This window comes from Galbibacter marinus, assembly GCF_000300875.1.
Classification (GTDB): Bacteria; Bacteroidota; Bacteroidia; order Flavobacteriales; family Flavobacteriaceae; genus Galbibacter; species Galbibacter marinus.
Map to the genome: position 1 here is coordinate 37,518 of NZ_AMSG01000016.1, position 20,234 is coordinate 57,751.

The 20,234-nt window shown below is 37.6% G+C and carries 17 protein-coding genes; 3 read left to right on the forward strand and 14 right to left on the reverse strand.

Annotation, left to right across the window (positions count from 1 at the left end; translation table 11 throughout):
* Window positions 1-7 precede the first annotated feature (7 nt).
* The 13 genes from I215_RS11060 to I215_RS11120 form a co-directional block, all read right to left on the reverse strand.
* Entirely contained in the window at window positions 8-613 is a 606-nt protein-coding gene (locus I215_RS11060) for a hypothetical protein (RefSeq protein ID WP_040460275.1), read from the reverse strand.
* Window positions 613-2,073, reverse strand: a complete 1,461-nt coding sequence (rpoN, locus tag I215_RS11065) for an RNA polymerase factor sigma-54 (RefSeq protein ID WP_008992051.1) — start codon at window positions 2,071-2,073, stop codon at window positions 613-615. Before rpoN ends, I215_RS11060 begins: the two co-directional genes overlap by 1 nt.
* Before the next feature lie 96 nt (window positions 2,074-2,169).
* Entirely contained in the window at window positions 2,170-3,603 is a 1,434-nt protein-coding gene (gene asnS, locus I215_RS11070; RefSeq protein WP_008992052.1) for an asparagine--tRNA ligase, read from the reverse strand.
* A 369-nt stretch (window positions 3,604-3,972) separates the two neighbouring features.
* Window positions 3,973-6,372, reverse strand: a complete 2,400-nt coding sequence (locus I215_RS11075; RefSeq protein WP_008992053.1) for an efflux RND transporter permease subunit — start codon at window positions 6,370-6,372, stop codon at window positions 3,973-3,975.
* Window positions 6,373-6,417: 45 nt separating this feature from the next.
* Window positions 6,418-8,724 carry a DUF5686 family protein gene (locus I215_RS11080; protein WP_008992054.1) on the reverse strand — a complete coding sequence of 769 codons (2,307 nt, stop codon included), beginning with the start codon at window positions 8,722-8,724 and terminating at the stop codon, window positions 6,418-6,420.
* Between the two features lie 106 nt (window positions 8,725-8,830).
* Entirely contained in the window at window positions 8,831-9,385 is a 555-nt protein-coding gene (gene frr / locus I215_RS11085) for a ribosome recycling factor (protein WP_008992055.1), read from the reverse strand.
* Between the two features lie 43 nt (window positions 9,386-9,428).
* Window positions 9,429-10,139, reverse strand: coding sequence for a UMP kinase (gene pyrH, locus I215_RS11090; RefSeq protein ID WP_008992056.1), 711 nt, complete (start codon window positions 10,137-10,139; stop codon window positions 9,429-9,431).
* A 149-nt stretch (window positions 10,140-10,288) separates the two neighbouring features.
* Window positions 10,289-11,113, reverse strand: a complete 825-nt coding sequence (gene tsf / locus I215_RS11095; protein ID WP_008992057.1) for a translation elongation factor Ts — start codon at window positions 11,111-11,113, stop codon at window positions 10,289-10,291.
* 94 nt (window positions 11,114-11,207) lie between these two features.
* A complete protein-coding gene (gene rpsB / locus I215_RS11100; RefSeq protein ID WP_008992058.1) occupies window positions 11,208-12,002 on the reverse strand; it encodes a 30S ribosomal protein S2 in 795 nt (264 codons plus the stop codon).
* 200 nt (window positions 12,003-12,202) lie between these two features.
* Window positions 12,203-12,589, reverse strand: coding sequence for a 30S ribosomal protein S9 (gene rpsI / locus I215_RS11105; RefSeq protein WP_008992059.1), 387 nt, complete (start codon window positions 12,587-12,589; stop codon window positions 12,203-12,205).
* Window positions 12,589-13,044, reverse strand: a complete 456-nt coding sequence (rplM, locus tag I215_RS11110; protein ID WP_008992060.1) for a 50S ribosomal protein L13 — start codon at window positions 13,042-13,044, stop codon at window positions 12,589-12,591. The genes rpsI and rplM overlap by 1 nt, the downstream gene beginning before the upstream one ends.
* 153 nt (window positions 13,045-13,197) lie before the next feature.
* Window positions 13,198-16,026 carry a DNA polymerase I gene (gene polA, locus I215_RS11115; protein WP_008992061.1) on the reverse strand — a complete coding sequence of 943 codons (2,829 nt, stop codon included), beginning with the start codon at window positions 16,024-16,026 and terminating at the stop codon, window positions 13,198-13,200.
* A gap of 113 nt (window positions 16,027-16,139) precedes the next feature.
* Window positions 16,140-17,132, reverse strand: a complete 993-nt coding sequence (locus I215_RS11120) for an isoaspartyl peptidase/L-asparaginase family protein (protein WP_008992062.1) — start codon at window positions 17,130-17,132, stop codon at window positions 16,140-16,142.
* A gap of 40 nt (window positions 17,133-17,172) precedes the next feature.
* On the opposite strand from I215_RS11120, the gene I215_RS11125 reads away from it, so the two are divergent.
* The 3 genes from I215_RS11125 to I215_RS11135 all read left to right on the forward strand — a co-directional run bounded on the left by I215_RS11125 (window position 17,173) and on the right by I215_RS11135 (window position 19,589).
* Window positions 17,173-17,901 carry a copper homeostasis protein CutC gene (locus tag I215_RS11125; protein ID WP_008992063.1) on the forward strand — a complete coding sequence of 243 codons (729 nt, stop codon included), beginning with the start codon at window positions 17,173-17,175 and terminating at the stop codon, window positions 17,899-17,901.
* Between the two features lie 50 nt (window positions 17,902-17,951).
* Window positions 17,952-19,193: a metallophosphoesterase gene (locus I215_RS11130; protein ID WP_008992064.1), complete on the forward strand. Its 1,242-nt coding sequence runs from the start codon at window positions 17,952-17,954 to the stop codon at window positions 19,191-19,193.
* Window positions 19,194-19,289: 96 nt separating this feature from the next.
* Window positions 19,290-19,589, forward strand: a complete 300-nt coding sequence (locus tag I215_RS11135) for a thioredoxin family protein (protein ID WP_008992065.1) — start codon at window positions 19,290-19,292, stop codon at window positions 19,587-19,589.
* 7 nt (window positions 19,590-19,596) lie between these two features.
* Here I215_RS11135 and I215_RS11140 read toward each other — a convergent pair whose 3' ends face one another.
* The gene (locus I215_RS11140; RefSeq protein WP_008992066.1) at window positions 19,597-20,232 is read right to left on the reverse strand and encodes a polysaccharide deacetylase family protein; all 636 of its coding nucleotides are present in this window, start codon (window positions 20,230-20,232) and stop codon (window positions 19,597-19,599) included.
* Window positions 20,233-20,234: the final 2 nt, after the last annotated feature.

Genomic DNA, 20,234 nt, shown 5'->3' on the forward strand with positions numbered 1-20,234 from the left:
CCCTTCCCTATAACCAGAATCCAAACAGAATAAATTGTGGTACAATACCTATTAAAGATCCAATAATAATTTCTGATGCACAATGGCACTTTAGATACATACGGGCTGTAGCAATGGCACCAACACACAGTATTAATATTGCTATCAGAGGAGTTATATTGACATGATAGTGTATCGAGAGACCGATTACAAAAGTGGTCAAACCCCAAATAGCCATCATATGCATGCTCGCCTTGAAATTTAAATAAACCAAGATTTGACAACTTATCAGCGTTCCTAATACGCCTAAAAAGAAGTAATAAAGCTCATATGATATCGAACTGGGGGTTATCTTTATTAAGGTTATATAGGTTACGATAATACAAAGATATAAGGGTATTTTTCGCTCATTTAAATTAGTAAGGTCCCTGTGGGTGACCCATCCGAGATTTCTCAGCAGTAAATAGAATAAATAAGGGATAATGACATTGATCACTAGAACCCCTAGGAGCACCAAACGTTGTGTTTGCTCTGATATGTACCTCGGAGAAATGAAAAAGTATAGTAGCACGCCTACTAAGGGCATAAAAACCGGGTTGAATAGGGTGCTTATAAGCTTTGAGGCGAATCTCATTAGATTTCTTTTCTTAAACGTGCCACAGGGATGCTTAGCTGTTCCCTGTACTTTGCGATCGTTCTGCGTGCAATAGGATACCCTTTTTCTTTGAGAATGGCTGCTAGCTTATCATCTGTTAGAGGCTTTCTTTTGTCTTCCTCTTGGATGACTGTTTCCAATATTTTTTTAATCTCACGTGTGGATACATCCTCTCCTTCGTCGTTCTTCATAGCCTCTGAGAAGAAGTCTTTGATTAGTTTAGTGCCATAAGGAGTATCTACATATTTGCTGTTTGCTACCCGAGATACCGTGGAAACGTCCATGTTAATAGCCTCTGCAATATCTTTGAGTATCATGGGTTTTAATTTCCGTTCATCCCCAGTTAAAAAATATTCCTGCTGATAATGCATAATGCAATTCATGGTGACAAATAAAGTTTCTTGTCTTTGTTTAATGGCTTCTATAAACCATTTGGCAGCATCTAGTTTCTGTTTTATGAATAACACAGCATCTTTCTGTGTCTTTGTCTTGGTCTTACTGTCCTTATACCCTTTAAGCATGTTGTTGTAGGTGTGTGAGACATGTAGATCAGGGGCATTTCTTCCATTGAGACTCAATTCGAGCTCCCCATCCATGATACGAATAGTGAAGTCAGGTACCACGTGTTCAACCATGCGGTTACTACCAGCATATGAGCCACCAGGTTTTGGATTTAAGCGCTCTATTTCATGGATAGCTTTTCTTAAGTCCTCCTCGTTTGTAGCATGCTTTAAGATTAACTTTTGGTAATGTTTCTTTGTAAATTGTTCAAAGGAACGATCTAAGATGTCTGAAGCCAATTCCACCGCATCTGTGGGTTCTTTTCGTTGAAGTTGAAGGAGCAAACACTCTCTAAGGTCCCTAGCGCATACACCAGCAGGATCCAGTTGTTGAACAATATGGAGCACCTTTTCGACTTCCTCTTGTTCACTATAGATATTTTGGGTAAACGCTAAATCATCAACAATATCTACAATGTCTCTACGAATGTATCCACTCTCATCTACACTACCCACTAGAAATTCTGCGATTTCACGTTCAGATTCTTTTAGACTAAAGGTATTGAGCTGATTTAATAAATGCTGATGGAAGGATGTCCCAGCAGCATAAGGAACGGATCTCTCTTCATCATCACTACTGTAATTATTGGCTTGTAATCGATATTCTGGAACTTCGTCATCGCTTAGATATTCATCAACATTGATGTCTTCCGCATTAATCTTTTCACTATCGATATCGTCCTGAAAATTATCCTCATATTCGTCGGATTCATATTCTGAAGATTCTTCTTTCCCGCTTTCTAAGGCAGGATTTTCTTCAAGTTCCTGTTTGAGCCGTTGTTCAAAAGCTTGAGTCGGCAACTGAATCAGTTTCATCAACTGAATCTGCTGCGGCGATAATTTCTGAGATAGTTTAAACTGTAATTGTTGTTTTAGCATTATCCTTCAACCTTGCTTTTGTATAAATTTAAAAAAACTAGCCTTATGAAGCCAATCAAAAGCTAGTTTTTAATGATAATATACGTTAATTTTTATTTAAAACTCAGCATTTTGAGGAGTTCTTGGAAAAGGGATCACATCACGTATATTGGACATCCCAGTAGTGAATAGTACGAGACGCTCAAATCCAAGACCAAATCCGCTGTGAGTAGCTGAGCCAAATTTACGTAGTTCCATATACCACCACAATTCTTTTTCGTCGATACCCATGGCTTTTACTTTTTCTTGAAGCACTTCATAGCGCTCCTCGCGCTGTGATCCTCCGACGATTTCTCCAATACCTGGGAAAAGAATATCCATAGCCCGTACTGTTTTTCCGTCTTCATTTTGACGCATATAAAAGGCTTTGATATCTGCGGGGTAATCAAATAAGATCACTGGAGCTTTAAAGTGCTTCTCAACTAAATAGCGTTCGTGTTCACTTTGAAGATCGGCTCCCCACTGTTCAATAATATAATTGAATTTTTTCTTTTTGTTAGGCTTGGAGTTTTTTAGGATGTCAATGGCCTCTGTATAACTTACCCTTTTGAAGTTGTTCTCCGTTACAAAGCGTAATTTTTCAAGAAGTTTCATCTCACTACGCTGCGCCTGAGGTTTTGATTTTTCTTCTTCAATAAGGCGAGCTTCCAAAAACTTTAAGTCGTCTTCACAATGTTCTAACACATAACCCAACACGTTTTTTATAAAATCTTCAGCTAGATCCATGTTTCCATCCAAATCCAAGAAGGCAACCTCTGGTTCGATCATCCAAAATTCTGCCAAGTGTCTTGATGTATTGGAATTTTCAGCTCTAAAAGTAGGGCCGAAGGTATAAATCTTTCCTAGAGCCATGGCGTATGCTTCGCCTTCCAATTGTCCTGAAACCGTCAAATTAGTTTCCTTACCAAAAAAGTCTTCTTTATAGTCTACTTCATTTTGATCATTTAAAGGAGGGTTTTTAGCATCCAAAGTTGTTACTCTGAACATTTCTCCAGCACCTTCTGCATCTGAGCCTGTGATAATAGGAGTATGAACGTAGTTAAAACCATTTGCTCTAAAATAGTTGTGTACTGCGAAAGAAAGAGCAGAACGAACACGCATAATGGCACCAAAGGTATTGGTCCGTATACGTAAATGTGCTTTCTCTCTTAAAAATTCAAGTGAATGTTTTTTAGGTTGAATGGGGAATTCTTCTGGATTCGCTCCACCTAGTATTTCAATTTCCTTAACTTGAATTTCAACTGCTTGACCTTTTCCTTGACTCTCCACAAGGGTTCCAACGATGGATACTGCAGCTCCTGTATTGAGTTGCCTTAAGGTATCTTCTGGAAAATTTTCATAATCGACTACACACTGAATATTATGAATGGTTGATCCATCATTTAAAGCGATAAAACGATTACTTCTAAAGGTTCTAATCCAACCTTTTACACATATTTCTTGTAGGAGTTTGTCACTTGATAACAGCTCTTTTATACTTTTTAATTCCATCGTGTATTACTAACTATAAATAAGTGTGCAAAGATAAAACTTTAAAACTAGATTTAAAGTCAACGTCTGAGTTATTAGAAAATTATTGCCAATGACAGATAGATGTGGCTGATATTTACTATTATTTTATTTTAAAAAAATTTTATTGTAAGAAAAAATTTGTACATTTAACATGATGACTTTATAAAAAGATAGATTTTACTTGTTTTGTAAGGCAATAATAATCTATTTTTGTTTTGTAGGAAATTACAAGTCAATTTAAGCTTGACTTTAAAGATATTTAAAATTGTAGGTTTGGGGGAACCTTAAAGTCTGTTCGAAACATTATGTTTCGGCAGACTTTTTTTTTGGCCCCATCCAGCCTAATCCTTATTCGTTATCTTCTTTTGTTTCACTATTTTTTGACAGTACATTAATGCTTGGTTTTTTTAGCGTTTTCTTATTGGCGATGTTTCGCTCTAGGGCTAAAAGTAATGAGGGTAGGACAACAAGATTGGATAACATGGCAACAAATAGAGTGAATGAGACAAGCCCTCCAAGTGCTTTAGTGCCTCCAAAACTACTCAGCATAAAGACTGAAAACCCGAAAAAGAGTACCACTGAGGTGTAAAACATACTAATCCCTGAATCTCGAAGGGCACCGTATACTGATTTGCGTATCTTCCAATTGTTCTTAATGAGCTCTTGTCTGTATTTGGCTAGAAAATGAATGGTGTCATCGACCGAAATACCAAAGGCAACACTGAAGACTAATATGGTTGATGGTTTGATTGGAATGCCAAGAAATCCCATCATTCCAGCAGTGATTAGTAATGGGAGTATGTTTGGAATCAATGATATTATAATCATTCTAAAGGAACGGAACAAATAAGCCATTAATAGTGATATCAAAAATATCGCAAATCCTAATGATGTTATTAAGTTTTTAACCAAATATTTAGTGCCTTGCATAAAGACTAATGCTTTACCTGTAAGAGTAACCTCATAGCGATCCTCTGGAAGAACTTTGGCGGCCTTCTTTTCAATATCCGCTTTAATCTCTTCCATTTTCTCTGTGCCAATATCCTTCATAAAGGTCGTTATGCGCGCAATTTGACCAGTGCTGTCCACAAAACTATTCAGCAGATTCGTATCGTTTGTCGAACTTTTAGCATAGGATAATATAAATGCTCTTTCCTGATTATTGGGGAGCTGGTAATAATTTGGATTACCATTATAATAAGCTTGTTTAGAATATTTGACCAAACTCGTTACAGAAATAGGAGCGGATAATTCTGGAACCTCTTTGATGAGAGTTTCGAGTTCATCCACTCTACGGAGTGTAGATAAATTCATCACACCATTTTTTCTTTTCGTATCAACCATGATCTCAACAGGAAGAATTCCATCAAACTCTTTTTCATAAAACTTTATATCGTCAAAAAAAGAGGCGTCTTGTGGCATATCCTCCAACAGACTTCCAGATATTCGAATTTGATAAATTCCAATGATGCTCATTATAATAGCAATAATAACAATAGTGAATACCGTAATCCTTCGATGTCGTACAGTTCCTTCCATCCATTTCACAAACTTACCAATCCAACGCTTGTTTAAGTGCTTTAGGTGTTTATACTTAGGTGGATACATAAAGCTATAAACAATGGGTATGATAAGAATAGACAATATGAAGATAGCTACTATATTTATAGAAGCTACAATTCCAAACTCTTTTAAAAGGGTACTTTCGGTTATTATAAAAGTTGCAAATCCTCCTGCTGTAGTTAGATTCGTCATCAGTGTCGCATTACCTACTTTAGAAATAACACGTTGCAAGGATTTCGCCTGATTACCGTGTTTTTGTACCTCTTGTTGATATTTATTAATTAAAAATATGCAATTCGGAATCCCAATAACGATGATCAGAGGCGGTATTAATGCAGTCAAAATGGTAATCTCATAGCCGAGTAATCCTAAAACTCCAAAGGCCCACATTACACCTATCATCACTACAATCATCGAAATGAAGGTGGCTCTGTAAGAGCGGAAAAAGAGAAAGAAAATCAGTGAGGTAACTATGAGTGTTGCACCAATGAACATACCGATTTCTCCGATAATAATATCAGCATTTAAGGATCTAATATACGGCATACCAGAGACCTTTACATCTATGCCAGTATCCGCTTCAAAATCCTTTATTAGGGGAACGAAATTATTCAACACAAAATTCTTACGAACCGCTGTATTGACAATTTCCTTGTCCATATAAATTACCGATCGGATGGTTTGGGTTTCTTTGTTGTATAAAACACTTTCATAGAAAGGTAACTTGTGGAAAATCTCATCTTTAATACTGTCGAGTTGCTGTTGCGAAGTTAATTTTCCTTGTATCAGCGGGGTTAATTCAAACTTTTGCTTCTGGGTATTCTTTTCAAGAGTTTGTAGATTATCGGTTGATAAGATGAGATCAACCTCTGGTTCTGCTTGAATCTGTTTGTTTAATTTATTCCATTTATTAAAATTTTCCAGATCGAAAATCGCACTGTCTTTTATGGCAATAACCATGACATTTCCCTCTTCTCCAAAGATACTTAGGAAATTATTGTAAGCAACATTTACTGGGTGATGGTCAGGCAATAGATTCGCCTCGGTATTGGTAAAGCGTATATTCTTCCACTGGGTTGATAAAGCAAGAGTGATCCCAAAAAGAATAAGTAATATTATAACACGAGTACGAAGTATGATTCGAGCGGTGGTTCCCCAGAACCCGCTTGTTAATTTCTTGGCCATCTAAAAATTTTTCCGTGCAAAGTTAGAAATCCCTTCGCAAGTGTGCTAAAAACCAAGCGTTAAATAATAGGTAAACTTTAAAGAAATGTTATCATCGAAATTTGGAAGATGGTATGCTCCATAACGATACATGAAATTGAGCCCAAACCCTTTGAATATTTTATTGATCTCTAATCCACTTTCAGAGTATCCCTTTTCCATGGAACTGAATTCAATGTCTAGGTGTTTATGCATTCCAGCTGTGGAGCCGATTCCAAAACGCGAAATAAGTGCGAGTTCAGGTCTAAGCCAAGAGGTGATACTGAAGCGGTTAAAGGTATGCTTTGCTTGAAGTATAGCGTACTTATCTGATAGAAATTCATTGAAGTACATGGTTTCAAAACTATTTCTTCCCGCTACGGAAAATCGATTTAAGATGGCATCACCTCCAGGTTGGTTAGGGGAGGCATTGTAGAGTTCAGTCACTGGAAGATCTCCAAAACTAATTCCTGCAACCACTTGGAATGAGGTTGTTCCTTTATTTAAAGGTCTGAGCTCATGGATGGCCCTTAGGGCGATCTTTGTGTAATTTAAGTCACTATTAATGACGTTTTTAAAGGCTTGACTGTATTGAAGAGAAAACTGTGGATAGTTTTTCTCGATTACTGTTTTACCCCAATGACTTTGAAGATATTTGTTAAAAGGATTCCACTGTATGGAGGCCGTTATAGAGCTGTTTTGATAATTGTGATATTGCTCTCCATCGTTGGCATAACTGTACTGGTATGTGGGTGTTACATCTTGATAAGACAGTTGGAACCTTGAATTTAACTTGGGATTAAAATCATGGGTTAAATACGCACTTACATCTTTAATTTTGTGAAAATAGGTCAAGTTAAATAACCGCGGTTCAAACAAATAGAACGCCCTTCCATCGGTGAGGAAGGTAAGGCTTCCGCTTTCTTCCAAATCATTTTTATGCATGATTCCTATTCTAGTGTCATCATAGCGATCCAGACGCCTTTCTATTCCAAAGCCATATTTAAAATCTTTGTCTTTTGTCCCGTAAGCTCCATAGGCATGTATAGTGTATTTGGGAGAAAAGTTACTGTTGGTCACTGCGCTCATACCAAGTCTAAATCCTTCATATCTATTGAATTTAAGCAATGACTTATAATCAAAATCAATATAAGGCGTGGTGATGTATCCCACCATGAACTTTCTTATAAAAGACAGTTTGTTTTCATAGTTTCTAGCGCTTGTTAAACTATCCACCGCTTTATAGGTTTCTAATTCTTTATCTGTGATCTCTTGAGTCCTATATTCTTCCCAAAATGTTGAATCTCTTTCACTGGCCACCTTTAAAAGCTCGATAGCTGTACCTTTTCTCTCTATTGTAACGGGTTTATTTAAAGTGATGTCGAAATTAGAAGTCTGAGCGACAAGGTAAATATGGTCTTTGATATCGTCTTCATTAGTGCTCACAATAGAAGAATCAATCATTTGTTCGCTTGTAGCCACGCGTAGCTTCCCAAATAAGGTCACTGTTTTATTTGAAGTTCCTTTGTCCACTTGTATTTTATTAGCGCTAGGAAACCATAATTTATGGTCGGGGAAATACTGGTATTCTTGAATAGCTTGAACTTCGATAGATGCATCTAACTTAGATTCATTTCTTTGAATGGCATAGCTTTGAGCATCAATATAAAGTATACCAGGAATACCTACATCTTGCTTGTTTTTCTTAGGAGTATAGCGAATAATATAATTTTTTCGTCCCTGGATCTCAGAGGTACCTTCCAAATCAAACCAGTAGGTTTGTTTTCCTTTGTTGCCTAAAGGGCTAAAGAAGTCAGTCCCAAATACCTTTACACGGGTATTGTAGAGTGAAAAGGACTGCATTTCAATTGCGAGCACTTCATAAATGGGCTTTTTGAAACCAGCCATATGAATTCCTAAGATGGTTTCTCTTTTTTCTTTTTCTTTAGAATAAGCAAAATTGGATACCTTCTCTAGTATATATAGATGAGACTTCTCTAGTTGCTTTTTAATAAGGTAATTGGTAGAATCAATCTTTTTGAATTTCAGGCCCTTTCTTTTGCGCTTAAAAATGGAATCTACGGTGCCGTTTATGGCCTCGTGATCAGCGCTGACAATTGCTTTAGTGTAACTGTTGTAGCTGTAAGTGTTTAAAATAGCATCAGGATCATTCTTCGGCTTGTTCTCTATGACCTTTACAATAATAGCATTGGCTAGACTATCTGTGCTTGTATTTTGCAAATCATTTTCACCAAAAGAGGATTTAGGGTTGTTTTGTGCCATACAACCCAAGATGCCTATCACATAAAAAATAAATAGAGATATATCTTTCATTTGGAGAAAAATTGCCTTTAATCCTTTGGGGTTGTAATGTTACGAAAAAAGAAAGCGACTTGTAAAAGTCGCCTGTAGTTTTAAGAAAGTTTAACGCTCATGAGCATTAAACAGTCATAATTTCTTTTTCTTTAACCACGAGTGCTTCATCAGTTTTTTTGATGTATGCATCGGTTAGTTTCTGAACATCAACTTCAGCTTTTGCTTTTAGATCCTCTGAAGGATCTAATTTTTTAATGTCCTTATTGGCATCCTGTCGAGCGTTACGAATAGAGACCTTGGCATCTTCTGCTTCCGCTTTGGCTTGTTTTACAAGGTCCTTACGACGTTCCTCAGTAAGTGGAGGAACATTAATAATTACCATCTCACCATTGTTCATTGGATTGAATCCGAGATTTGCGATCATGATCCCTCTTTCGATTTCTTGAAGCATGGCCTTTTCCCATGGCTGAATCGAAATAGTTCTACCGTCAGGGGTGTTGATATTAGCTACCTGAGGCAAAGGAGTAGGCGATCCGTAATAATCGACCATCACACTTGAAACCATTGCAGGGCTTGCTTTACCTGCTCTAATATTACCAAATTCTTTTTCTAGATGTACTAATGAATCTTCCATTGATTCTTTTGCTGCGTCTAAAATAAAATTGATCTCTTCGTCCATAACTATTGGATTTTAAAATAGTTGAAAATTTCTAATTTCGTATTTAGGATAGGTTAACTTTAGTTCCTATTTTTTCTCCAGAGACTAGTTTTAACAAGTTTCCGGGTTTGTTCATATCAAATACTACAATAGGCAATTCATTTTCATGACTCAGGGTAAAGGCAGTAGTATCCATAACCTTTAAGCCCTTTTGTAGAACATCTTTAAAGGTAATGTCATCAAATTTTGTCGCATCCTTATCTTTCTCTGGATCTGCTGTGTAAATACCGTCTACTCTTGTCCCTTTTAATATAACATCTGCATTAATTTCAATGGCACGTAGAGCAGCTGCTGAATCAGTTGTAAAATATGGGTTCCCTGTTCCACCACCGAAGATGACAACTCTTCCTTTTTCTAAGTGGCGCAATGCGCGTCTACGAATAAAAGGCTCCGCTACTTCATTGATCATAACGGCAGATTGTAATCTGGTTTGTATACCTTCATCTTCAAGAGCGGACTGCAATGCAAGACCGTTGATTACAGTAGCGAGCATTCCCATATGATCACCTTGTACTCTGTCCATTCCGTTACTCGCACCAGCAAGACCTCTAAAGATATTTCCTCCACCAATTACAACGGCTACCTGAACACCCTGGTCAACTACAGACTTTATTTCCTCTGCGTAGACCTTAAGTCTCTTTGGGTCGATTCCGTATTGTCGTTCACCCATTAGGGCTTCACCGCTTAATTTAAGAAGGATTCTTTTGTATTGCATGTTCGTTTGTTGAAGGATATTAAATATTTGTTTTCGAAGCAAAAATAATCAAAATAATTAAGTACTGTGTCTATAATTTAATCTCACAAAAAAACCGCTCTTAAATCAAGTTTAAAAGCGGTTGAGTAATATGGTTGTCAAAGACTGTTTTATCCTAATGCAACTCTTTCAAATGCAGTTACTGTCAACTCTCCATTAACAGATTTTACATAAGCAGATACACTTTGTTTGTTGTCTTTGATAAAATCTTGGTTTACCAAGGTGTTGTCCTTGAAGAAACGTTTAAGTTTACCTTTAGCGATATTTTCTAACATAGCTTCTGGTTTACCTTCTTGTCTTAAGGTATCTTTGGCGATTTCGATTTCTTTATCAATCACTTCTTGATCAACACCGCTTTCATCAAGGGCTACTGGGTTCATAGCGGCTGCTTGCATAGCGACATCTTTAGCGGCTTCTGCAGCGCCTTCTACATTAGCAGAAAGACCAGCAAGAGTAGCAATTTTGTTACCAGCGTGGATATAAGAACCTACAAATGGAGCTTGAAGAGTTCTGAAATCACCGATTTCAATTTTCTCTCCGATAACACCAGTTTGTTCGATTAATTTTTCAGAAACTTTGATTCCGTTGTAATCAGCATCAAGAAGCGCTTCTTTTGAATCCAAGTTTAAAGCCAATTCTGCAAAGTCAGTTGCCATTTTAACGAAAGTTTCGTTTTTAGCAACAAAATCAGTCTCACAGTTTAATGAAACGATCACTCCTTTAGTTGCGTCTTGGTTTACTTTAGCGATAACTGCACCTTCTGCAGAATCTCTATCAGCTCTCTTCGCAGCAACTTTTTGACCCTTTTTACGTAGAATCTCTACTGCTTTATCAAAATCACCTTCAGCTTCAACTAGTGCATTTTTACAATCCATCATACCTGCACCGGTAGCTTTTCTTAATTTATTTACTTCTGCGGCTGTGATTTTTGCCATGTTGTTTTCTGTTTTAATCCGTAAAGTCGTTATCCTATTTTCTTCGGGGTAAAGCAAAGAAAATAAATGGATAACGACTTTAAGAAATTATTATTTATTCGTTTTCTTCAGTTTCTAAAGCTTTGGCTTTTTTCTCTTTAGCCTCTTTTTCAACCTTTTTCTCATTGTCTTCATCTGCTTGTTTCTCAGCTTTATCTGCTTTTCTTTCAGATAAACCTTCAGCGATAGCGCTAGTTACATGCGTAAGAACTTTTTCAATGGATTTTGAAGCATCGTCATTGGATGGAATTACGTATTCAACCTCTCTTGGGTCAGAATTTGTATCCACCATTGCAAATATTGGAATGTTTAATTTTTGTGCTTCTCTAACCGCGATGTGTTCGCGCATTGTATCTACAATAAACAAAGCCCCTGGTAGACGGGTCATGTCAGAAATCGAACCTAAGTTCTTTTCTAATTTAGCTCTTAAACGATCAACTTGTAGCTTTTCCTTTTTAGAAAGCGTATCAAAAGTACCGTCTTTTTTCATTCTGTCGATAGCAGTCATTTTCTTAACAGCTTTACGGATAGTGACAAAGTTTGTCAACATACCACCAGGCCATCTTTCAGTAATGTAAGGCATGTTTACAGCCCCTGCTTTGTCAGCAACGATATCTTTTGCTTGTTTTTTGGTAGCTACAAATAAAATTTTTCTACCTGACGCTGCGATTTTCTTAAGGGCTTCATTAGCCTCCTCAATTTTAGCAGCAGTTTTGTATAAATTGATAACGTGGATTCCGTTACGCTCCATGTAGATGTAAGGAGCCATGTTTGGATTCCATTTTCTAGTAAGGTGACCGAAGTGTACACCTGCTTCTAGTAAATCTTTAACTTCTATGTTATTTGCCATTTTTGTAATAGTTTACGTTCCGTTGCCCATACTGTGGGTGTTGTTTATTTAGCAATGTTAAAGTGGTCACGACTAATCGATCGCCTTTACCATTTGGATGCTAAACCAATCTTCTACTCCTGAAGGAATCGAAGCAACGACATGTTTTAAATTCAATAATAAATAAGCAATGCAATAATGCACTATAAATATTCGATCGATTAACGTTTTGAGAATTGGAATTTCTTACGTGCTTTCTTCTGACCGAATTTCTTACGCTCTACCATTCTTGGATCTCTTGTTAATAATCCTTCTGGTTTAAGCGTTAATCTGTTCTCTGCATCTACCTCGCAAAGTGCTCTTGAAATCGCAAGACGAATTGCCTCAGCTTGTCCAGTAACACCACCACCGTAAACATTTACTTTGATATCAAAGTTTTCAACATTTTCAGTCAATGAAAGAGGTTGTTGAACTTTGTACTGTAAAGTTGGTGTTGGGAAGTATTGCGTAAATTCTTTTTTGTTGATAGTGATATCTCCTTTTCCTTCAGAAACGTACACTCTTGCAACAGCGGTTTTTCTTCTACCGATTTTGTGAATTACTTCCATTATTTAAGATCGTTTAAGTTAATTGCAGTTGGCTTTTGAGCTTCTTGATTGTGCTCAGTTCCAGCATACACTTTTAGGTTACGGAATAAATCTGCACCTAATTTGGTCTTAGGCAGCATTCCTTTAATCGATTTTTCTAATAAACGCGTAGGATCTTTTTTGAATAGATCAGTCGCATTTATTTTTCTTTGACCACCTGGGTATCCAGTGTGTCGGATGTATTCTTTTGCATCCCATTTTTTACCGCTAAGGTTGATTTTATCTGCGTTGATGATAACAACGTTATCTCCACAGTCAACATGCGGTGTGTAATTAGGTTTGTACTTACCTCTAAGTAGTTTGGCTACTTTAGAAGAAAGGCGACCTAGTGTCTGACCTTCAGCGTCCACTAAAACCCACTGTTTATTTACAGTCGATTTGTTAGCTGAAATTGTTTTGTAGCTTAATGTATCCACACTAACTTTTTTAAAAAATTAAACATTCCATTCCCAATCCCAAACGTAAAGTCGGGATAATGGGGTGCAAAAGTACAATTATTTCTATTATTTACAAACAGGGGGTGTGAATAATTTATTGCTACAAATAGATTGGTTCCTAGCGCTTTACAATTAATGTGCTTCAAGCCAGTTTTCACCAACTCCAATTTCAACATCAAGTGGCACTTTGAGCTGGAAGGCATTTTCCATTTCTGTCTTTATAAGTTGAGTAACCTCATTAATTTCTTCTTTATGTGCATCAAATACCAATTCATCGTGGACTTGAAGTAACATTTTTGTTTTGTAGTTGCCTGCTTTTAGCTTTTCTTGGATACGAATCATTGCTATTTTAATGATATCCGCGGCGCTTCCCTGAATAGGTGCATTTACAGCGTTTCTCTCAGCGGCTCCTCTAACTACTTGATTTCGTGAATTAATATCCTTTAAGTAGCGTCTTCTACCTAATATGGTTTCAACATAGCCGTTATCCTGAGCAAAGTGAACTTGTTTGCTCATATAGGCCTTTAGTTTGGGATAGGTCTCGTAATAGGTGTCGATTAATTCTTTGGCTTCACTACGATTTAGATTGGTTTGATTGCTCAGCCCAAATGCCGAGACTCCATATATAATACCAAAGTTGACCGTCTTTGCGTTGCTACGCTGTTCGCGAGTAACCTTGTCTAAATCCACTTTAAAGACCTTGGCCGCGGTAGAGGCGTGAATATCTTCTCCGTTTTTAAAAGCGTTGATCATGGTATCCTCATCGCTTAAGGCGGCAATAATTCTCAGTTCTATTTGCGAATAATCAGCTGCAAGTAAAAGGTACTCTTCACTTCGAGGCACAAATGCCTTTCGAACCTGTCGCCCTCGTTCGGTACGAATAGGGATGTTCTGTAAATTTGGATTGTTAGAGCTCAGTCGCCCTGTTGCTGCGACTGCTTGACTATAGACCGTATGAACACGACCTGTTTTCGGGTTAACCACCGTGGGTAGCGCCTCTATATAAGTACTCTTTAATTTGTTTAATTGTCTCCATTGCAAGATATCCGATACAATTTTATTCTCTTTAGCTAGATAAGAAAGGACATCTTCAGCAGTGGAGTACTGCCCAGTTTTAGTCTTTTTAGGTTTATCAGCAAGTTTTAGCTTGTCAAATAATATCGGTCCTAACTGTTTAGGTGAGGCAATATTGAATTCTTCACCAGCTTGACTATAAATATCCTGTTCTAATTGTAATAAATCGTTGTTGAGATCCTTTGTAAGAGAATTTAAAAAAGCTGTATCAAGACCAATACCTTCAATTTCCATAGCGGATAACACTTTCACTAAAGGTGATTCTATTTCAGAAAAAACTCTTCCGGTATTGTTTTGCTTTAATTGCGTCTCAAAAATAGCTGCTAATTGTAAGGTGATATCTGCATCCTCTACGGCATATTTAGTTTGCAATTCGGGCGGGGTGGAGCGCATGGTTCCTTGGTTTTTACCTTTTTTTCCAATGAGGTCTTCTATCGGAATTGGTTTGTAGTTGAGATAGGTTTCTGCTAAAATATCCAATTGATGCCTCATATCTGGATTGATTAGATAATGCGCAATCATGGTGTCGAAAATAGGGCCCTCTACTTTTATATCGTAATTGGAAAGCACCTTTATATCGTATTTTAAATTCTGACCGACCTTTGTGATGTTTGGATTTTCAAAAAAGGCCTTAAAGGGTTCTAACAGTTGTTTTGTTTGCTGTTGATCCTCAGGGAAACTCATGTAATATCCGCTTCCTGTTTCCCAAGAAAATGCACAACCTACCAATTGAGCCTCAAGTGACTTTAGACTCGTGGTTTCGGTGTCAAAACATACCCGCTTTTGTTTGAGTAGCATTTCAAGTAAAAGTTTTCGAGACATATCACTATCCACATGCTGATATAAATGAGTAGTTTGGTCGATGGTTTTAAACCCAGATTCCATACTGCCCCCTGAAGCCTGACTACTTACCGGGTCACTAAAGAGATCTAATTGTTGATCTACTGCCTTTGAGACTGTAGTGGCTTTAGTTGGAGATGGATCATTTGGAGCAGTGGTTTGAGGGCTAAAAGTCTTCATCAGATTATCTGCAAGCCTTCTAAATTCCAGCTCTTGAAATATTTCTTGCACCTTTGGAAGATCAGGGGTGTTTAATTCAAAATCCTTTTCGTTAAACTCCACAGGAACATCTAACATTATTCGGGCTAAATCCTTAGATAATAAACCGAGCTCAGCATTGGCTTCCACCTTTTCTTTCATCTTGCCTTTAAGTTGGCTGGTATTGGCTAGAAGATTCTCCATGCTGCCAAATTCTTTCAGGAACTTTTTAGCTGTTTTTTCTCCCACACCAGGAAGACCAGGAATGTTATCAACGGCATCCCCCATCATTCCTAAGAAATCAATCACCTGTTCAGGCCTTTCAACTTCAAACTTTTTTTGAACCTCGGGTATTCCCCAAATTTCAATACCGTTACCCATTCGCGCTGGTCGGTACATAAAAATATTTTCTGAGACCAATTGTGCGAAATCCTTATCTGGGGTCACCATGTAGACTTGGTAATTTGCTTTTTCGGCTTGTTTGGCAAGAGTTCCAATGATATCATCAGCTTCATAACCAGGTTTTACTATACAAGGGATATGCATGGCCTGAAGTATCTGCTGTATAATTGGTACTGCAATTTTAATAGCCTCAGGGGTTTCATCCCGATTGGCTTTATAGGATTCAAACATCTCTAAACGATCTTTACTTCCGTCCTTGTCGAAGGCTACTGCAAGATGGTGGGGTTGTTCTCGCTTAATTACATCCAATAAAGAATTCATAAACCCTAAGACGGCCGAGGTATCCATGCCTTTAGAATTGATTCTAGGGTTTTTAATAAAAGCGTAATAACCTCTAAATATTAAGGCATAAGCATCTAAAAGGAATAATTTCTTCTTCTCGGACATGTTCGTCGATGTTTTAAATTGCAATGGGTAAAGTTAAAAAAGTTCTAGGATTGATCGCTCTTGTAAACAAATCAATTTTTACTCTTATCCGAAAAACCTTGATGTATGATGAATTATGATTTCACATAACTATCAGATGGATTGTTACTCTGTCCATTTATATCGTATTTGCTATAGCTAAAACCAGGATGGATACAATACGAAGCTGTTTCTCCTTGTTTGTTGATGGCTAAAAATCCCACTTGAAAATCTTTGTAATTTTTGTTCTTGGATACAATTCTTTGAACTGCTTCTTTACAAGCTTCCAAAGGTGATTTACCTTGTCGCATCAATTCTACAATTAAAAAAGAGCCTACTGTTTTTATGACTTCTTCGCCTACTCCTGTAGCGGTGGCTCCTCCAACTTCATTGTCAATAAATAGTCCAGAACCAATAATGGGTGAATCGCCCACTCGGCCACCTACCTTATAGGCCATTCCGCTTGTGGTACAGGCCCCTGAAATATCTCCGTGCTTATCTATGGCTAACATTCCGATAGTATCGTGATTTTCAATATTGATGATTGTTTCGTATTTGGATTCTTTTTTCCATTGTAACCATTCTTTTTTAGATTTTTCTGTCAGTAGATTTTCTTTGCTAAAGCCCTGCTGGTAAGCAAATTTTTCTGCGCCTTTACCCGCCAACATTACATGTGGAGTTTGTTCCATTACTTTGCGGGCTACAGAGATGGCGTGGGTGATATTTTGAAGGTACACCACCGAACCACAATTGCCCGACTTGTCCATAATGCAAGCGTCTAATGTAACATTACCATCACGATCGGGACGCCCGCCCTTACCTACGGTTTGGTTATTTACATCGGCTTCTTCAACGCGTACACCTTGTTCAACTGCATCAAGTGCGAAACCTCCAGAAGAAAGTACTTCCCATGCCTTTGAGGTAGCATTGTGAAAGTTCCATGTACAGACCACCACAGGACCTTTAGACTTAGTGGTATTTTGTGTAATAGTTTGGGGGAGTTGATGATTCCAAGCAGATAATAGCGGTATAGAAAGCAGCCCACTGGCACCTAAGCCAGTCTTTTTCAAGAATTTTCGACGTTGCATAGTGGATAGTTGTTTACTTTTACGTTTTAAATATAAGGATATGTTGATAGAAGTTTGTTCAAATTCTTTGGAATCTGCGATAAGTGCAGAAAATGGCGGTGCTAATCGTATTGAATTATGTGCAGAGCTCGAAGTGGGTGGAATTACACCAAGCCACGGTACTTTAAAACTCGTATTAGAAAAGTTATCTATTGATGTTTTTGTGTTGATTCGCCCTAGAAGCGGAAACTTCACCTATAGTGATGCGGAATTTCAGGTGATGAAGGAGGATATAAAATGGTGTAAGGAAAATGGCTGCCATGGGATTGTGTCTGGCGTTTTAAATGATGATAATTCCTTGGATGCTAAGCGCACGGGTGAATTGATTAAATTAAGCGCCCCCTTACCTTTTACCTTCCACCGTGCCTTTGATTGGGTTAAAGAACCGTACAAGGCAATAGAACAGCTTATCGATATGGGGTGCGCTCGTATCCTTTCCAGTGGACAAAAACCGACTGCTTTAATGGGAATAAAGAATCTTAGTCAGCTCAATACACAATTTGGAAATCGTATAAAGTTAATGCCAGGAGGTGGCGTTAATGAGGATAATATCTTAAAATTTAAGGAGGCGGGTTTTTCTGAAATCCACTTTTCTGCAAGCCAGGGAGTATTAGGATTAAAATCCGACATTCCTTTAGCCTTTAACGCTGGATTATATGATGAGCGTTATGTTCGTCGAACTAGTACGACTAAAGTTTCTGAACTTGTTTGTTTAGTTAAAAAATATTAAAAATGCCTTTATTCCACAGCAGATGAGGTACTTTTGAAAAAAATTGAACTATGTCACGATTTATGATCGTTTTAGGAGTGCTTTATATTATCGGTGCTATATACGGATTTCAGGCATTCCGCACCTTGGTAAGAAGCCCATATTTACAAATTATTTACGGCCTTGCTTTTGTAGGAGTACTTGTAAATCTATACCTGCAATTTAATCATTTTGACCGATCTGAAGGAATAAACTCTGGGATGGGGTTAGCTGTTGGGCTCTTTTTAGCTTTTGCTGCCTTTGGTTTATGTAGTGGTTTCTTTATGCTTGTTGAAGATGTTGTCCGCGTTGTAAGATGGATCGTAGGTAAGTTTACTACCACCCCTGAACTAGCCTCTGGAGATTTCCCATCGCGTAGGAAGTTTGTGAGTCAAATTGCCTTGGGAATAGCCTCGGTTCCGTTTTTATCACTTTTGTATGGAATGTATAAAGGAAAATATGATTACCAAGTCCTTAGCTATACCTTAGAATTTGAAGATCTTCCAGATGCCTTTGAAGGTTATCGATTGACACAGATCTCCGATATACACAGTGGAAGTTTAGACAACAAAAAAAAGATTGAATATGTAGTTGACCTAATTAATCAACAAGAATCGGATGTTGTACTTTTTACTGGCGATTTGGTTAATAACGTCGCTTCAGAGATGCATCCATGGAAAGAGACTTTTGGAAAATTAAAAGCTAAAGATGGAACTTTTTCGGTTTTAGGAAACCACGATTATGGAGATTATGCCGATTGGTCCTCTGATGCAGATAAGGATGCAAACCTGGAAGAATTAAAGCAGATCCAGAGAGATATGGGGTTTAATTTGCTGTTAAACGAAAATCGATTTTTGGAAAAAGACGGTCAGCGAATTGCCTTAATTGGAGTAGAAAACTGGGGAGAGGGAGGATTCAAAAAAGCAGGAGATCTAGAGAAGGCCGTTAAAGGGGTCGAAGCTTCTGATTTTAAAATATTAATGAGTCACGATCCATCACATTGGGAACATCAGGTGGTTAACCACCCGTATCATTACCACCTTACTTTAAGTGGACACACTCATGGAATGCAATTTGGAGTTGAAATTCCTGGTATAGTGAGATGGAGTCCAGTGCAATACCGTTATAAGTATTGGGCTGGAATCTACGAAAAAGCTGGACAGTATATTAATGTCAATAGAGGACTCGGGTTTATTGGTTATCCTGGACGGGTTGGAATATGGCCAGAGGTGAGTGTTATTGAGTTGAGGAAAAAGTCCAAAACCACTGTGTAATACCGCACAAAAAATGCAGTGAATCCAATAATTTGATGTGCAGTTTTACTTTTTTTTAGTACATTTGAGTTGAATAGCCGTTAAAATTCAGTATGTATGTCAAAGTTTGGAGAGTTAATTGCTGGTAAGGTTCCGGTACTTTTAGACTTTTATGCCGATTGGAACGAGTCATCCACATCAATGCATCCTGTTCTTAGGGATGTAGCAGCTTCCTTAGGTGATAAGGCTAGGGTTGTAAAGATCGACATTGATAAAAACCAGGAGCTTGCTGATGCTCTGCGCGTAAAAGGTTCACCTACACTTATGATTTATAAAAACGGTGAGATGGTTTGGCGCCAAACTGGAGAGCAGGATGCTGACACGCTTATCGGATTACTTCAAGAATATCTAAAATAGCCAACTATTACAAGGGCGAACACTTATAGCCATTTTCATCCAAATAATTTAACACCTTAGGAAGAGCTTCTTTTAATATAGGATAGGATTTGACACTATCATGAAACACTACAATACTTCCGGGTTTGATATTTTTTATTACATTTTTTGTGCATTGATCAGGAGTGTTTCTTAAATCAAAATCAGCACTCAGTATATCCCACATAATAATAGTATACCCTTGTTTTACAAGCTCTTTGGTAGCCCTGGATGATATACGGCCATAGGGAGGTCTAAACAATTTATTAGACTTTATGGAAAGTTTTTTAAAAGCGTTCTCTGTTAATGTAATATTTTGAAGATAGGACTCTAAGGAATGTTTATAGCAATGGTAATGATTGTAAGTGTGGTTTCCAATAGTGTGACCGAAGGATTTTAATCGATCCATAATCTGGGGATACTCATGGACATTCTTACCAATACAGAAAAAACTAGCCTTTGCTTGATGCTTTTCTAATTGATCTAAAACATAGTCAGTGACCTGTGGTGTTGGCCCATCATCAAAGGTTAGAAATACTTCTTTTTCAGGTGTTTTAACATCCCAAGTTTTTCTTTTGAAAAACCATTTTAAAGGTTTTGGGGTTTTGACAACATACAATTTCAATG

What these genes read in the sequence shown, in the direction of transcription:
- I215_RS11060 (WP_040460275.1), bottom strand. Translation starts at nt 613, where the DNA reads ATGAGATTCGCCTCAAAGCTTATAAGCACCCTATTCAACCCGGTTTTT.
- frr (WP_008992055.1), bottom strand. Translation starts at nt 9,385, where the DNA reads ATGGACGAAGAGATCAATTTTATTTTAGACGCAGCAAAAGAATCAATG.
- tsf (WP_008992057.1), bottom strand. Translation starts at nt 11,113, where the DNA reads ATGGCAAAAATCACAGCCGCAGAAGTAAATAAATTAAGAAAAGCTACC.
- rpsI (WP_008992059.1), bottom strand. Translation starts at nt 12,589, where the DNA reads ATGGAAGTAATTCACAAAATCGGTAGAAGAAAAACCGCTGTTGCAAGA.
- pyrH (WP_008992056.1), bottom strand. Translation starts at nt 10,139, where the DNA reads ATGCAATACAAAAGAATCCTTCTTAAATTAAGCGGTGAAGCCCTAATG.
- I215_RS11080 (WP_008992054.1), bottom strand. Translation starts at nt 8,724, where the DNA reads ATGAAAGATATATCTCTATTTATTTTTTATGTGATAGGCATCTTGGGT.
- I215_RS11130 (WP_008992064.1), top strand. Translation starts at nt 17,952, where the DNA reads ATGTCACGATTTATGATCGTTTTAGGAGTGCTTTATATTATCGGTGCT.
- I215_RS11125 (WP_008992063.1), top strand. Translation starts at nt 17,173, where the DNA reads ATGTTGATAGAAGTTTGTTCAAATTCTTTGGAATCTGCGATAAGTGCA.
- I215_RS11120 (WP_008992062.1), bottom strand. Translation starts at nt 17,132, where the DNA reads ATGCAACGTCGAAAATTCTTGAAAAAGACTGGCTTAGGTGCCAGTGGG.
- I215_RS11135 (WP_008992065.1), top strand. Translation starts at nt 19,290, where the DNA reads ATGTCAAAGTTTGGAGAGTTAATTGCTGGTAAGGTTCCGGTACTTTTA.
- rpoN (WP_008992051.1), bottom strand. Translation starts at nt 2,073, where the DNA reads ATGCTAAAACAACAATTACAGTTTAAACTATCTCAGAAATTATCGCCG.
- rpsB (WP_008992058.1), bottom strand. Translation starts at nt 12,002, where the DNA reads ATGGCAAATAACATAGAAGTTAAAGATTTACTAGAAGCAGGTGTACAC.
- I215_RS11075 (WP_008992053.1), bottom strand. Translation starts at nt 6,372, where the DNA reads ATGGCCAAGAAATTAACAAGCGGGTTCTGGGGAACCACCGCTCGAATC.
- asnS (WP_008992052.1), bottom strand. Translation starts at nt 3,603, where the DNA reads ATGGAATTAAAAAGTATAAAAGAGCTGTTATCAAGTGACAAACTCCTA.
- polA (WP_008992061.1), bottom strand. Translation starts at nt 16,026, where the DNA reads ATGTCCGAGAAGAAGAAATTATTCCTTTTAGATGCTTATGCCTTAATA.